This is a genomic window from Myroides odoratimimus (genome assembly GCF_038039805.1).
Classification (GTDB): Bacteria; Bacteroidota; Bacteroidia; order Flavobacteriales; family Flavobacteriaceae; genus Flavobacterium; species Flavobacterium odoratimimum_B.
This window is the reverse complement of the sequence record NZ_JBBPHK010000003.1, coordinates 204,600-218,225: the sequence shown is the minus strand read 5'-3', so window position 1 is coordinate 218,225 and position 13,626 is coordinate 204,600. Positions and strand designations below refer to the sequence as shown.

Genomic DNA, 13,626 nt, shown 5'->3' with positions numbered 1-13,626 from the left:
TTTTAACTTCATTAACGAGGGAGTTGACTAAAAAATGCCGAAATTTGTATCAAACAAAATTATTTAGTCATGAGTTTAGGAAGAGTATTATTATCTATTTTTTTGCCACCTTTAGCAGTTTTAGACAAAGGATGTGGATCTATTTTGATTGTAACACTTTTGACTATTGCAGGTTGGGTACCAGGAGTTATTGCGGCATTAGTCATACTTAATAATCCTAAATACAATAAATAACAGACAACACAATGAATAAAAAAGTAAAGCTTATAGATTTAGGCGAGAAAGATTATAAAGAAACGTGGGATTACCAAGAAGAAGTATTTCAATCTATTTTAGATGTCAAAATTAGAAATAGAAGAGAAGAACGTTCAGATGATACAGATAATTATTTATTATTCGTAGAGCATCCACATGTTTATACATTAGGAAAAAGTGGTGATGTACACAATATGCTTTTAAACGATGAACAGTTAAAAGCAAAAGGAGCTACATTCTATAAAATTAATAGAGGAGGAGATATTACTTATCACGGGCCTGGTCAGGTAGTAGGATATCCTATCTTAGACTTGGAGAACTTTTTTACCGATATTCATAAATATCTACGTCTATTAGAAGAGACTATTATTTTAGTTTTAAAAGATTATGGTATAGAGTCTAGTAGGAGTGAGGGCGAGACAGGAGTGTGGTTAGGAGTAGGGACACCTTTCGCGCGTAAGATATGTGCGATGGGCGTAAGAGCTTCTCGCTGGGTGACGATGCATGGTTTCGCTTTAAATGTTAATTCAGATTTAGGTTATTTTGACAATATTATTCCATGTGGTATTCGAGGTAAAGGAGTTACTTCTCTGAATGTTGAATTAGGTGTGGAGCAGGTAGATGAAGATGAGGTAAGAGCTAAAATCATCAAGTATTTCTCAGAATTATTCGAAGTAGAAATTATTAAACAATAAGCAATATACATCCCAAGAGCCTTCGCTGTTGGGATTTTTTTTATCTTTGTACAAACAACACAATTATATGAAAAATACGATTATAGCACCTTCAGTATTAGCGGCAGACTTTGCTAATCTTCAGAGAGATATTGAAATGGTGAATAACAGTCAAGCAGATTGGTTTCACATAGATATTATGGATGGAGTATTTGTACCAAATATCTCTTTTGGGATGCCAGTTTTAGCTGCTATTAATAAGCATGCTAAGAAGACGTTGGACGTTCACTTAATGATAGTAGACCCTGATCGTTATATTAAGACATTTAAGGAGCTAGGAGCAGATATTTTAACTGTGCATTATGAAGCATGTACACACCTACACCGCACAGTACAAGCTATCAAAGCTGAAGGGATGAAAGCTGGTGTAGCTCTTAATCCACATACACCAGTAAGTGTATTAGAAGATATCATACAAGACTTAGATTTAGTACTTGTCATGAGTGTTAATCCTGGCTTTGGAGGACAGAGCTTTATAGAGAATACGTATGAGAAAGTGCGTAAACTAAAGGCAATGATAGATGCTAAGGGAGCAACTGTAATGATAGAAATAGATGGAGGAGTGAACAATAAAAATGCAAAGGCTCTAGTAGATGCTGGAGTAGATGCATTAGTAGCAGGTAACTTTGTGTTCAGTGCTGCAGATCCTATTGCAACTATTGCAGATTTAAAAGAAATTACTTCTAAGTAAGAAGTTTAAATAAGTGATAAAAGAAGGCTTAGTGTATTCAGTACACTAAGCCTTATTTTTTGTTATTATTGGTAAGATAAAAAATAAGAGGCTGTCTTTTGGACAACCTCTTATATAATATTGAAATAAGATAAGGTATTACATCATACCTGGCATACCACCACCCATAGGCATAGCAGCAGCGCTGTCATCTTTAATATCTACTAATGCACACTCAGTGATTAAGATCATACCAGCTACAGAAGCAGCGTTTTCTAAAGCTACTCTAGTTACTTTCTTAGGATCGATTACACCAGCGTTAAGCATATCTACATACTCATTTGTTTTAGCATTGTATCCGAAGTTTTCTTTTCCTTCTAATACTTTAGAAACAACTACAGAACCCTCTAATCCAGCATTCTCCACAATAGTTCTCAATGGAGCTTCTACAGCTTTTGCAATGATAGCGATACCTGTTTCTTCGTCAGCATTCTCAGCATTGATATTAACAAGAGTGTTTTTAGCTCTTAGTAAAGCAACACCTCCACCAGCTACGATACCTTCTTCTACAGCAGCTCTAGTAGCGTGAAGAGCGTCATCTACGCGATCTTTCTTCTCTTTCATCTCTACTTCAGATGGAGCACCTACGTATAATACAGCTACACCACCAGCTAACTTAGCTAAGCGCTCTTGTAACTTCTCTCTGTCATAGTCAGAAGTAGTAGTTTCCATTTGAGCTTTGATTTGGTTGATTCTGTTTTTGATCATATCAGCTTCACCGTCACCACTCACGATAGTAGTATTGTCTTTATCGATGTTAACTCTCTTACAAGTACCTAACATTTCTAAAGTAGTATTTTCTAATGTATATCCTTGCTCTTCAGAGATAACTACACCACCTGTTAAGATAGCGATATCTTCTAACATAGCTTTTCTTCTATCTCCGAATCCAGGAGCTTTAACAGCAGCGATTTTTAATGCTCCTCTTAACTTGTTTACTACTAATGTAGATAACGCTTCTCCATCTACATCTTCAGCGATTATTAATAGAGGTTTTCCTGATTGAGCGATTGGTTCTAATACTGGTAAAAGTTCTTTAAGAGAAGATACTTTCTTGTCGTATAATAAGATATATGGAGTATCTAAATCTACTTCCATTTTTTCTGAGTTTGTAACGAAGTATGGAGATAAGTATCCTCTGTCAAACTGCATTCCTTCTACTACATCTACATAAGTCTCAGTACCTTTAGCTTCTTCTACAGTGATAACACCTTCTTTACCTACCTTTTCGAATGCTTGAGCGATTAACTCACCGATGAAGTCATCGTTATTAGCAGAGATAGACGCTACTTGTTTGATCTTATCCATAGAACCACCTACTTCTTGAGATTGTTTTCTCAAGTCTTCTACGATGATTTCTACCGCTTTATCTATACCGCGTTTTAAGTCCATAGGGTTTGCACCAGCAGCTACGTTCTTAAGACCTTCTTTTACGATAGCTTGAGCTAATACAGTAGCAGTAGTTGTACCGTCACCAGCTAAGTCATTCGTTTTAGAAGCAACCTCTTTCACCATCTGAGCACCCATGTTCTCTAATGTGTTCTCTAACTCAACTTCTTTAGCTACAGACACACCATCTTTAGTTACTGTAGGTGCACCAAATGATTTACCGATGATTACGTTTCTTCCTTTTGGTCCTAATGTTACTTTTACTGCATTTGCTAAAGCGTCCACTCCGCGTTTTAAACCTTCGCGTGCTTCGATGTCGAATTTAATATCTTTTGCCATTTTATTCTTTTGGATTTAGTTGTTAATGATTCAATTTTAAACGATTGCTAAGATGTCGTCTTCTCTCATGATTAGGTAGTCTGTACCTTCTAATTTTAGATCAGTACCAGCATATTTACCGTATAGTACAGTATCTCCTACCTTTACTGTCATTTCATGATCTTTAGTCCCATTTCCTACAGCTACTACAGTACCTCTTTGTGGTTTTTCTTTAGCTGTATCAGGGATGAATAATCCTGAAGCAGTTTTAGTTTCAGCTGGTAATGGTTCGATAAGAACTCTGTCTGCAAGTGGTTTAATATTTACTGCCATAGTTTTATAGTTTATGAAATTGAATTATTATTTTTAATTATTATAGATAATCAAAAGGCATAAAGTGTGCCAAAGCTAAAAAGTGACATTATAGGCAAAAAAAAATGCCAGCTTGACAGCTGGCATCTTGTGTATTGTTTGAAGCTAAAATTATTCAGCTTGATTTTGAGTCTCTTGAGTTGGAGTAGTCTCTTCTGTTGTCACAGGAGCTTCTTGCTTAGCAGGAGCCTCTGGTGTCAGATTTTGAGTAGGTACTACTGCGTTAGGGTCTAATAATTTAGAATCTCCAGCAGCTCCACCACTGAAACTAGTAGATGATAACAGGATTAAGATGATTAATGCTGCACCTAATGTCCAAGTACTTTTATCTAAGAAATCATTTGTATTTTTCACTCCTCCAGCTACAGTAGATCCACCGAAAGATGAGTCTAATCCTCCACCTTTAGGATTCTGTACCATAATTACTACGATTAGTAAAAAACATACAATTGCGATTAAGATTAAAAATATTGTAAATGTGTTCATGGTGTTAACTATTATGTTGTTGTAACGCTTTTATATCTAATATTTGGTTTGCAAAGAAACTACTTTTTTCTGGATATTTCAAAATTAATATTTCATAAGCTTGTATTGCTTTCTGATATTTCTTTTGTTCTAAGTATATTTTTGCCAACGTTTCTGTCATTAAACTACTGTTCTCTTGCACTGAAGTGTCAATGTTTGCAGGGGTTACGGTAGGTTTTTTAGTAGGAACTATCTTTGGATTGGTTTCTATAAATTTATCTATTAATTCTATTTTTTTTTGTTTTTCGATATCTGATTTTTGTTCTAAATCTGTTAAAATAGAATCATTTTCTCTGTCTATCGGCTTTATTCTAGATAATTGTAACCACTCTTGGAAAGACAATTTCTCGTTTTCTGAGAAGTTTAATGGCTTTCCTATTTCTAATTTCTCTTCTAGTTTTTCTATTTCTTGCTGTACAGTCTCTTTTTCTTCTAGTGTAGTTTCGATAGCATCCTCTGTGATAGCCTCTTTAGTCTCAGTAGAGATTTCTATAGGTGCTTCTTTTACAGGGCCTTGTGCTTCGTCCTTATCATCTATCTCATGGAAGGTGATAGACTGTAATAGGCTTTTAATAGCGGTAGAGGTTAGCTTAGGCTCTGGAGCTTCTTGTATTGTTTCTTCTTCTGTAGATACTTCGGTCTCCTCCGCAGCTGTAGACTCTGTCATATCTATGACGATAGGAGTATAGGTAACGAACTCTGGAGAAACAATAAAATCAAAAAGAATATCCCTGTCTAATGTATGCGCTGCAGTCCTCTTTAACTCTAGGTTATACTCTGTACTGTTTTGTACATATAAGCTCTTCAGATAAAGACTTCTCACAGACTGAAAGTATGGATACTTCTCTATGAGTTGTTTTAACTGAGGACTGTCACTCTCTTGAATTTGCTGAGGTTGACGGAGCAATATGTCTAATTCGTTTAGAGTCAAGATATTTATTTTTATATAATTACCACTTAGCTAATGATTCATTGAACACATCCTGTGTGATACGCTCATAGATAGTCTCGATAGCTGTGTTAAGACTAGCTCCTGCTAGCTGTACGTTTGCATCATAGTCATAGTAGAATGAGAATCTCTTTTCGAAGTCGTCATCAGGTTTCTTCTTGTTGAAGAAGCGCACATTCACAGACACATATAGTCTGTTCTGAGCTGCTCTCTGATCAGCTGTAGCTGTCATCGGGCTGATACGATATTCTACGATTTCTCCCTCATATACTAAGTCCGCATCAGCATTAGTAAGACTTAAGCTAGTTTGGTTCTGGATAAGATCTTGTAAGGACATTGTGAAGGTACGCTCTATACCAGGCTCTACTAAAGGAGCATTGTTCTGGAATGAGTTTACCTGAAATGAGCTAGCATCTATCTTACCAGTCCCCGTAAAGTTATAATATTTACAGCTAGTAAAAAATAAAGATATGAATATTAGTGCAAATAATTGTTTGATTCTCATGTCTATAAGTCGTATTGTTTTATTTTTCTATACAATGTTCTCTCCGAGATGTTTAGTTCTTTGGCAGCAGCCTTTCTCTTGCCATTATGTCTCTCTAGTGCCAGTTTGATTAGCTTTATCTCTTGATTTGCTAAGTTTAGAGGTTCATCATCTACGGTCTCTGCTTCTAGGTAGTTAGACGTATCTTCATCGTCATCTACAGTCTCGTGAAAACCTAGATTAGCACTAGGAGATACCGGAGTCTCCATAGCGATGATGTCTAGATTAGTACTAGGAGGAGCCATCAGTTCTGGTAGTTCAGCCTTCTTGGTACCATAGATTTTTTGGATAAGAGATTTGTTGGTTTCGGATACTGTCCCTTTATCGTGTTGCAGTAGCTCTAGTGTCAGCTTCTTTAGATCAGTGAGGTCACTCTTCATGTCGAATAAGACCTTGTACAATATTTCTCGTTCATTGCTGAAGTCAGACTCTGCCTTAGGGCCATTCACGATAGAAGGTAACTGTCTGTCGTGGTTAGGTAAATAACCCTGAAGTACAGGTAGTGAAATATCTCTATTGGTCTCTAATACCGATATCTGCTCTGCCACGTTTCTTAACTGACGGATATTACCATTCCAGCTATAGCGCATAAGGTATGCAGCTGCAGCAGGCTCTAGCTTTATCGGAGGCATCTTATACTTATGTGAGAAGTCAGAAGCAAACTTTCTGAAAAGTAGGTGGATATCTTCACCTCTCTCGCGTAGAGGAGGTAAGGTGATCTCTACTGTACTCAGTCTGTAGTATAGGTCTTCTCTAAACTTGCCTTTATGGATAGCATCCATCATATTGACATTAGTCGCTGCGATGATGCGTATATCTGTTTTTTGGACTTTAGAAGAACCTACTTTTATAAATTCTCCATTCTCTAACACACGCAATAGTCTTACCTGAGTAGTCAGAGGTAGTTCTCCCACTTCATCTAAGAAGATTGTACCACCATTTGCCTCTTCGAAGTAACCTTCACGAGTGCCTATAGCACCCGTAAAAGCTCCTTTTTCGTGTCCGAATAATTCACTGTCTATCGTCCCTTCAGGGATAGCACCACAGTTCACCGCGATGAACTTACCGTGCTTTCGATGAGACATAGAATGTATAATCTTAGGAATACTTTCTTTACCCACACCACTCTCTCCAGTGACTAAGACTGAGATATCAGTAGGAGCTACTTGTATAGCTTTTTCCAATGCACGGTTTAGTTTGACATCGTTACCGATAATTTCGAAGCGTTGTTTTATGACTTGAAGGTTTTCCATTCTTATATTTTAAATATTGCTATTTATTATCCTTGCATAGGAGAGTATCCTACCGCCTTACCGATTAATGTAGCAGAAGTACAGTCAGCGATCTCTACCATCACGAAGTCTCCTACGTTATAGTGCTCCTTAGGGAATACTACTGTAGTGTTCTGAGAGTTACGCCCAGACCACTCGTCTTCATTACGCTTAGACGTTTTTTCGATAAGTACTTCTACCGTTTGACCTACGAAGCGTTTTGTACGCTCAAGGCTGATTTTGTTTTGTACAGCGATGATCTCTGTAAGACGACGTTTTTTAACCTCTTCTGGTACATCATCCTCTAATTTACGAGCAGCTAATGTACCAGGTCTCTCAGAGTAGGCGAACATAAACCCGAAGTCATATCTCACGTGTTCCATTAGTGATAATGTATCCTGGTGATCCTCTTCAGTCTCTGTAGGGAATCCTGTGATCATATCTTGTGATAACGAGATATCAGGTATCAGTGCATAGATCTTATCTACTAGCTCGATGTATTCTTCTCTAGTGTGCTGACGGTTCATCTCCTGTAAGATACGTGTACTTCCAGACTGTACTGGTAGGTGGATATACTTACAGATGTTCTCGTGTCTAGCGATAGCCTCTATCACCTCGATATGCATATCTTGAGGGTTAGAAGTAGAGAAACGGAAACGCATCTTAGGGAATGTAGTAGCACACTGATCTAATAGCTGAGCGAAATCTACAGCTGTCGCTTTCTGCATATCGCTAGCTTTATCGAAGTCTTTTTTAAGACCTCCACCATACCATAGGTAGCTATCTACGTTCTGACCTAGTAACGTGATTTCTTTAAACCCTCTTTGTTGTAAGTCTGTGATTTCTTCTATGATACTCTGTGGATCACGGCTACGCTCACGACCTCTAGTGAATGGTACCACGCAGAATGTACACATATTATCACATCCTCTAGTGATAGATACGAATGCTGTCACCCCATTACTCTGTAGACGCACTGGAGAGATATCACCATAAGTCTCATCTTTAGATAAGATCACGTTGATTGCATCTCTACCTTCTTCTACGTCTTTAAGTAAGTTAGGAAGATCTTTATAAGCATCAGGACCTACTACCATGTCCACGATTTTTTCTTCTTCTAAGAATTTTGCTTTAAGACGCTCAGCCATACACCCTAGAACACCTACCTTCATACCAGGGTTCTTTCTTTTTACTTGGTTGTATTGGTCTAAACGTTTGCGAACAGTTTGTTCTGCTTTATCTCTGATCGAACAAGTGTTTACTAACACTAAGTCCGCTTCTTCTAAGTTGTCTGTTGTATTATACCCTTCGTTAGATAGGATAGATGCTACAATCTCACTGTCAGAGAAATTCATTTGACAACCGTAGCTTTCGATGAATAGCTTCTTCTTGTTGTCTTGTTTTTGTTCTAAATGTAAGCTTGTACCTTGTTTATTTTCGTCAATTACCTTTTCCATAAGATACTTTAAGGATGTTTTACTTTAAGGGACAAAGATACTTTTTTTTGTCTAACTGACAAGATGACAGTGTTAGTTTTAAGGTTTTTTTGTAATCCATTTTATTTAGTACCATAGCACATCTTTTTTGCTCATAATCTTTGAGTTGTAATCCTAAGCCGTTGAGCTGATTATTACAGAATGGATACTAATGAACAGATTTGGCGTTTATGGCTCTATAATCCCTTTTTGACCTCGTTTGCACTTTTGTTTTGGTTTTATTTTGTTGATATTCAGTGTTTAATTGTGTTTTGGTTTATTTTCGTTCGGAAGTTGTTCGGAGATATTCAGTGTTTACTAGAAGTAATGCTCTATTTTGCGAATGATGATAGAGATGTACTCGAAGGAAAGTGTAACTAATCTATTAACCTGAATTTATTTAACTTCGTAATAAATAGAGATAAAGATGAAGCATAAAGAAATAGAAATACCACATGGTAACCCTTTTGAGAATTGTAAATTAAATCGTAAAGCACATGCTGATGTTTTGACAAAGGTTATAGAAAACTATAGTGAAGGTTTCGTTTTGTCAATTAATAATAAATGGGGAGCTGGCAAAACCACTTTTATTAAGATGTGGCAACAAGATTTAGATAATCGAGGTTTTAAAACAATATATTTTAATGCTTGGGAAAATGATTTTGTGGATAATTCGTTGTCTGCTTTACTAGGTGAGTTAAATGGGCTTGTTACTAATGATGGAAATCAAAAGTTTAAAGATTTGCTATCTGTAGGAGCTAAATTAACTAAGAATATAGCACCAGCTTTAGTAAAAGGTTTAGCAGGTAAAATTATTGGAGATGAAGGTGTGAAAGAAGTTATTAAGGGTGTATCGGATACTTTTGTTGATGTGTTTGAAGAAGAAGTAAAAGCTTATGTTAACAAGAAAGAAACAATAAAAGATTTTAGACAAAAATTAAAAGAATTTGTGGCTTCTATAGAAACAGATAAAATATTGGTTTTTATCATTGACGAATTAGATCGCTGTCGTCCTAATTATGCTGTTTCTATACTGGAGCAAATGAAGCACTTTTTCTGTGTTCCTAATATAGTTTTTGTCCTTTCTATTGACAAAGAACAGTTAAAACATGCTATTTGTGGTGTATATGGTTCTGATAAAATAGATACTCAAGAATATTTAAAGAGATTTATAGATTTAGAATATAGTATTCCTGAACCAAAAACAAGTTCTTTTATTCGATATCTAAGTGAATATTATGATATTCCAGAATGTAATGAGGATGGTAATAATAGTTTTCAAGAATTGTGTGTCTTGCTATTTAGAAGTAAGCCATTGCGTTTTCAAGAGAAAGTGTTTAGTTATTTTTCTGTTGTACAAAAAGCGTTTAAAGTATCTAAAAAAGATATTTCATATTTAATGTTGTTGATTTTTATTAGAGAAGAAAGAAGTATGTTTTATCAACAAATGAAAAATGCTAGTTTACATCTTAAAGAAGTACAGCAAGAATTGTTTAATATGTTAGATAGCAATGTGGTTGTTTTAGGGAATAGAGATTCTAATTATAAGGCTGTTGCTGTTGTTTTTGAAGCTTTTTTTCTTGAAAATTACAGATTCTATAAAGATTATAAAACTAAAGAGGGGCTTGAAGAATTATTTGCAAGTGATTATAAGAGATCTTTGTTGTTTGATTCAAAGTGGGATAATACTTCCTTGATTGGTTGTTTGCAGAGTTTAACATATAATCGTACGAATGGCTTAAAGTTTTATTTTGATAAAATTGATTTAGTAGAGAACTTTGATGTTAATTGATAGTGAGACTATGTTTATATACTGTTTTAAGTGTACAAATACTTAATGTTGTTTCGGTTTATTTTCGTTCGGAAGCTGTTCAGAGATAGTCAGTGTTTACTTGGGATGAGAGGTGTTTTCTAAAAGCGTACCCTATCTCTACCCGAACCATCTACTATCAAAATAAAATGAACCATTAGCTAGATTTCGATAGTGATGTAGTGAATAGTGCAATACACTAGTCCAATAAATGAACCAGTGATAGGGTCCACTACTTGTCCCAAAAGTGGGACACTATAGGTGGTCAGGACTTGTCCCACTTTCGGGACAAGTCCTGGACTAGTAGTGGGACACATATATAAAACTATAAACATTAAACAAAAACATATAAATAAAAAGTGATTTTTAAAAAATGGAAATTGTTTGGTTGTTAAACAGAACATTTACTATTGACTTTTTTACTTCTAAAGGTTTAGAAAACTTTAAGCATTGTGCGAAATAAAAGGGGTATAAAAGTATTGATAGAGGTAAAAATTAAAAAATTTAGATAATTGTTATTAAATTGTGTAATTTCTTGATTTTGTTTGTAAAAAAAATCAATATATCGGTTTATTACTAGAATGTTGGTTTATTTTACGAATAACTAGGTAATTATTACAATTTTTATATGCTGGCATATTAGTTAAAAGAAGCATTAATAAGTAGTGGCACGGATATATTCAAAAAAATCATATATTTTTGCTTCACAAAATAATGAAGTATGGCAAAGAATTTAGTGATTGTTGAGTCACCTGCAAAGGCAAAAACCATTGAAAAATTTTTAGGACAGGATTATCAGGTAGAGTCTAGCTATGGACATATAGCGGATCTGCCTTCTAAAGAAATAGGAGTAGATGTAGAGAATAACTTTAAGCCTAAATATGAAGTATCGAGTGATAAGAAGGCGGTAGTTAAGAAGTTAAAGGATCTTGCGAAGAAAGCTGAAATGGTTTGGTTAGCATCCGATGAGGACCGCGAGGGAGAGGCTATTGCATGGCACTTAGCGGAAGAACTAAATTTAAAGAGTGAAAACACAAAGCGTATTGTATTCCACGAGATTACAAAAAATGCTATTTTAAAAGCGATAGATAACCCACGTCAGATAGACTATAATCTAGTGAATGCACAGCAGGCACGTCGTGTACTAGATAGATTAGTAGGGTATGAGCTGTCTCCTGTACTGTGGAAGAAAGTAAAAGGAGGATTATCTGCTGGACGTGTACAGTCTGTGGCTGTGCGTCTTATCGTAGAGAGAGAAAGAGAGATTAATGACTTTAAGGTAGAGTCATCTTACCATATATCAGCAGAGTTTAAGACTGCTGAAGGAAAAACATTAAAAGCTAAACTGCCTAAGAACTTTGCAACTGAGAAAGAAGCAAGAGACTTTTTAGCAGTTAATATCGGAGCGGCATACAGAGTAGCAGATTTAGAGACTAAACCTGCTAAGAAATCACCTGCAGCTCCATTTACCACTTCTACACTACAACAAGAAGCGGCTAGAAAGCTTCACTACTCAGTAGGTCAGACGATGATGTTAGCACAGCGCTTATACGAGAGCGGACTGATCACGTATATGAGAACGGATAGTGTGAACTTATCTAAAGAGGCGATGAGTGCAGCAGCAGCTGAAATCTCGAAGTCTTACGGAGCAGAATATTCTAAACCACGTACTTATACGACTAAGAGCAAGGGAGCCCAAGAGGCACACGAGGCTATCCGTCCGACGAATATGGCGCTACACAGTGCTCCTGTAGATAGAGATCAGGCTCGTCTATATGATCTAATCTGGAAGCGTACTTTGGCATCTCAGATGAGTGATGCTCAGTTAGAGAGAACGAATGTGCGTATAGAAGCAAATAAGTTTAAAGAGTTATTTGTGGCTACGGGTGAGGTATTGCTTTTTGAAGGATTCTTAAAAGTGTACTTAGAAGGGCATGATGATGAGGATGAAGAAGTAGAAGGAATCTTACCAGCATTAAGAATTGGAGAAGGATTAGAACAAAATGCGTTAGTAGCTACTCAACGCTTTACTAAGCCTGCTGCTAGATATACAGAAGCGTCATTAGTGAAGAAACTAGAGGAGCTAGGTATCGGTCGTCCGTCTACTTATGCACCTACTATCTCTACTATTATCGCTAGAACGTATGTGGAAAAAGGGGAGACTGAAGGTAAAGAGCGCAACTATAAGATGATGATGCTTAGAGGTGCTGAGCTAAAAGAGAAGGTGCTTACAGAGAAGACTGGATCTGATAAAGGGAAGCTAGTACCTACAGATATCGGTATGATCGTGAATGACTTTTTAGTGAAGAACTTTAAGACGATCTTAGATTATAACTTCACTGCTAAGGTAGAAGAGGACTTCGATGAGATCGCAGCTGGTAATGAGGATTGGGCTAAGATGATGAGAGAGTTCTACGACCACTTCCACCCAACAGTGAAAGATGTAGAAGAGAATGCAGAGCGCGAGTCTGGAGAACGTATATTAGGTATTGATCCTAAGAGTGGACGTACAGTATTAGTTCGTTTAGCTAAGTTTGGCCCTGTGGCGCAGATCGGTAATCCTGAGGATGAAGAGAAGCAATATGCTAGCCTTACTGCTGAACAGAACATCGGTACGATTACATTAGAAGAAGCATTAGCATTATTCCTATTACCAAAGGTATTAGGAGAATATAAAGGAGAAGAAGTAGAAGTGAACAACGGTAGATTTGGGCCTTATGTAAGAGTAGGTAAGACATTTATCTCTCTGCCTAAAGGAGAAGAGCCTGCTGATGTGACGCTAGATAGAGCATTAGAATTAATCAAAGAGAAAGAGCAAGCAGATGCTCCTATCGCTACATACCAAGGATTGCCTGTACAGAAAGGGGTGGGACGCTTCGGACCATACTTAAAGTGGAATGGCATTTTTATCAATGTGAATAAGAAGTATAACTTCGACAATCTATCTCAAGCGGATATCAACGAACTAATCGAAGATAAGATCCAGAAAGAGAAGGATAAAGTAATTCACGATTGGGCAGAAGAAGGTATCCGAGTAGAGAAAGCAAGATGGGGTCGTTCTGTAATCTTAAAAGGAAAAACGAAGATAGAGCTAGGTAAGGATGTGGATGCGGCAGCGTTATCTCTAGATGAGGTAAAGGCAATGATCGAAGCAATGGCTCCTGCTAAAAAGACAGCTGCTAAGAAAACGACAGCCAAAAAAGCAACTACTACAGCTAAGAAAACAGCAACTAAGAAGACGACTAAAAAATAAG

12 protein-coding genes are annotated in these 13,626 nt (G+C 36.6%); 5 read left to right on the top strand and 7 right to left on the bottom strand.

The genetic code is table 11. The features are described from left to right. Positions 1–69: 69 nt before the first annotated feature. From AABL85_RS04600 to rpe, 3 genes are all read left to right on the top strand, one after another. Entirely contained in the window at positions 70–234 is a 165-nt protein-coding gene (locus AABL85_RS04600) for a YqaE/Pmp3 family membrane protein (RefSeq protein ID WP_006259663.1), read from the top strand. Between the two features lie 11 nt (positions 235–245). After that, positions 246–950, top strand: coding sequence for a lipoyl(octanoyl) transferase LipB (lipB, locus tag AABL85_RS04595; RefSeq protein WP_286414284.1), 705 nt, complete (start codon positions 246–248; stop codon positions 948–950). Positions 951–1,017: 67 nt separating this feature from the next. Continuing rightward, on the top strand, positions 1,018–1,680 hold the full coding sequence (gene rpe, locus AABL85_RS04590; protein WP_286414286.1) for a ribulose-phosphate 3-epimerase: 663 nt from the start codon (positions 1,018–1,020) through the stop codon (positions 1,678–1,680). A 138-nt stretch (positions 1,681–1,818) separates the two neighbouring features. Here rpe and groL read toward each other — a convergent pair whose 3' ends face one another. The 7 genes from groL to miaB form a co-directional block, all read right to left on the bottom strand. Continuing rightward, positions 1,819–3,447 carry a chaperonin GroEL gene (gene groL / locus AABL85_RS04585; RefSeq protein ID WP_341309329.1) on the bottom strand — a complete coding sequence of 543 codons (1,629 nt, stop codon included), beginning with the start codon at positions 3,445–3,447 and terminating at the stop codon, positions 1,819–1,821. Positions 3,448–3,483: 36 nt separating this feature from the next. Next, a complete protein-coding gene (locus AABL85_RS04580; RefSeq protein WP_006266878.1) occupies positions 3,484–3,759 on the bottom strand; it encodes a co-chaperone GroES in 276 nt (91 codons plus the stop codon). Between the two features lie 150 nt (positions 3,760–3,909). Then, positions 3,910–4,284: a preprotein translocase subunit SecG gene (secG, locus tag AABL85_RS04575; protein ID WP_131540279.1), complete on the bottom strand. Its 375-nt coding sequence runs from the start codon at positions 4,282–4,284 to the stop codon at positions 3,910–3,912. Positions 4,285–4,288: 4 nt separating this feature from the next. Further along, positions 4,289–5,254, bottom strand: a complete 966-nt coding sequence (locus tag AABL85_RS04570) for a tetratricopeptide repeat protein (RefSeq protein WP_341309328.1) — start codon at positions 5,252–5,254, stop codon at positions 4,289–4,291. Positions 5,255–5,273: 19 nt separating this feature from the next. Continuing rightward, on the bottom strand, positions 5,274–5,777 hold the full coding sequence (locus AABL85_RS04565) for an LptE family protein (RefSeq protein ID WP_006259656.1): 504 nt from the start codon (positions 5,775–5,777) through the stop codon (positions 5,274–5,276). A gap of 2 nt (positions 5,778–5,779) precedes the next feature. Continuing rightward, positions 5,780–7,069: a sigma-54 dependent transcriptional regulator gene (locus AABL85_RS04560; RefSeq protein ID WP_341309327.1), complete on the bottom strand. Its 1,290-nt coding sequence runs from the start codon at positions 7,067–7,069 to the stop codon at positions 5,780–5,782. A 26-nt stretch (positions 7,070–7,095) separates the two neighbouring features. Beyond that, positions 7,096–8,544, bottom strand: coding sequence for a tRNA (N6-isopentenyl adenosine(37)-C2)-methylthiotransferase MiaB (gene miaB, locus AABL85_RS04555; protein ID WP_286414290.1), 1,449 nt, complete (start codon positions 8,542–8,544; stop codon positions 7,096–7,098). Between the two features lie 445 nt (positions 8,545–8,989). Between miaB and AABL85_RS04550 the strand changes: the two genes are divergently transcribed. Both AABL85_RS04550 and topA read left to right on the top strand, forming a co-directional pair. Next, positions 8,990–10,354: a KAP family P-loop NTPase fold protein gene (locus tag AABL85_RS04550; protein WP_341309326.1), complete on the top strand. Its 1,365-nt coding sequence runs from the start codon at positions 8,990–8,992 to the stop codon at positions 10,352–10,354. A 739-nt stretch (positions 10,355–11,093) separates the two neighbouring features. Continuing rightward, positions 11,094–13,625: a type I DNA topoisomerase gene (gene topA, locus AABL85_RS04545; protein WP_341309325.1), complete on the top strand. Its 2,532-nt coding sequence runs from the start codon at positions 11,094–11,096 to the stop codon at positions 13,623–13,625. Position 13,626: the final 1 nt, after the last annotated feature.

What these genes read in the sequence shown, in the direction of transcription:
- secG (WP_131540279.1), bottom strand. Translation starts at nt 4,284, where the DNA reads ATGAACACATTTACAATATTTTTAATCTTAATCGCAATTGTATGTTTT.
- rpe (WP_286414286.1), top strand. Translation starts at nt 1,018, where the DNA reads ATGAAAAATACGATTATAGCACCTTCAGTATTAGCGGCAGACTTTGCT.
- lipB (WP_286414284.1), top strand. Translation starts at nt 246, where the DNA reads ATGAATAAAAAAGTAAAGCTTATAGATTTAGGCGAGAAAGATTATAAA.
- AABL85_RS04580 (WP_006266878.1), bottom strand. Translation starts at nt 3,759, where the DNA reads ATGGCAGTAAATATTAAACCACTTGCAGACAGAGTTCTTATCGAACCA.
- AABL85_RS04600 (WP_006259663.1), top strand. Translation starts at nt 70, where the DNA reads ATGAGTTTAGGAAGAGTATTATTATCTATTTTTTTGCCACCTTTAGCA.
- topA (WP_341309325.1), top strand. Translation starts at nt 11,094, where the DNA reads ATGGCAAAGAATTTAGTGATTGTTGAGTCACCTGCAAAGGCAAAAACC.
- AABL85_RS04550 (WP_341309326.1), top strand. Translation starts at nt 8,990, where the DNA reads ATGAAGCATAAAGAAATAGAAATACCACATGGTAACCCTTTTGAGAAT.
- AABL85_RS04565 (WP_006259656.1), bottom strand. Translation starts at nt 5,777, where the DNA reads ATGAGAATCAAACAATTATTTGCACTAATATTCATATCTTTATTTTTT.
- groL (WP_341309329.1), bottom strand. Translation starts at nt 3,447, where the DNA reads ATGGCAAAAGATATTAAATTCGACATCGAAGCACGCGAAGGTTTAAAA.
- AABL85_RS04560 (WP_341309327.1), bottom strand. Translation starts at nt 7,069, where the DNA reads ATGGAAAACCTTCAAGTCATAAAACAACGCTTCGAAATTATCGGTAAC.
- miaB (WP_286414290.1), bottom strand. Translation starts at nt 8,544, where the DNA reads ATGGAAAAGGTAATTGACGAAAATAAACAAGGTACAAGCTTACATTTA.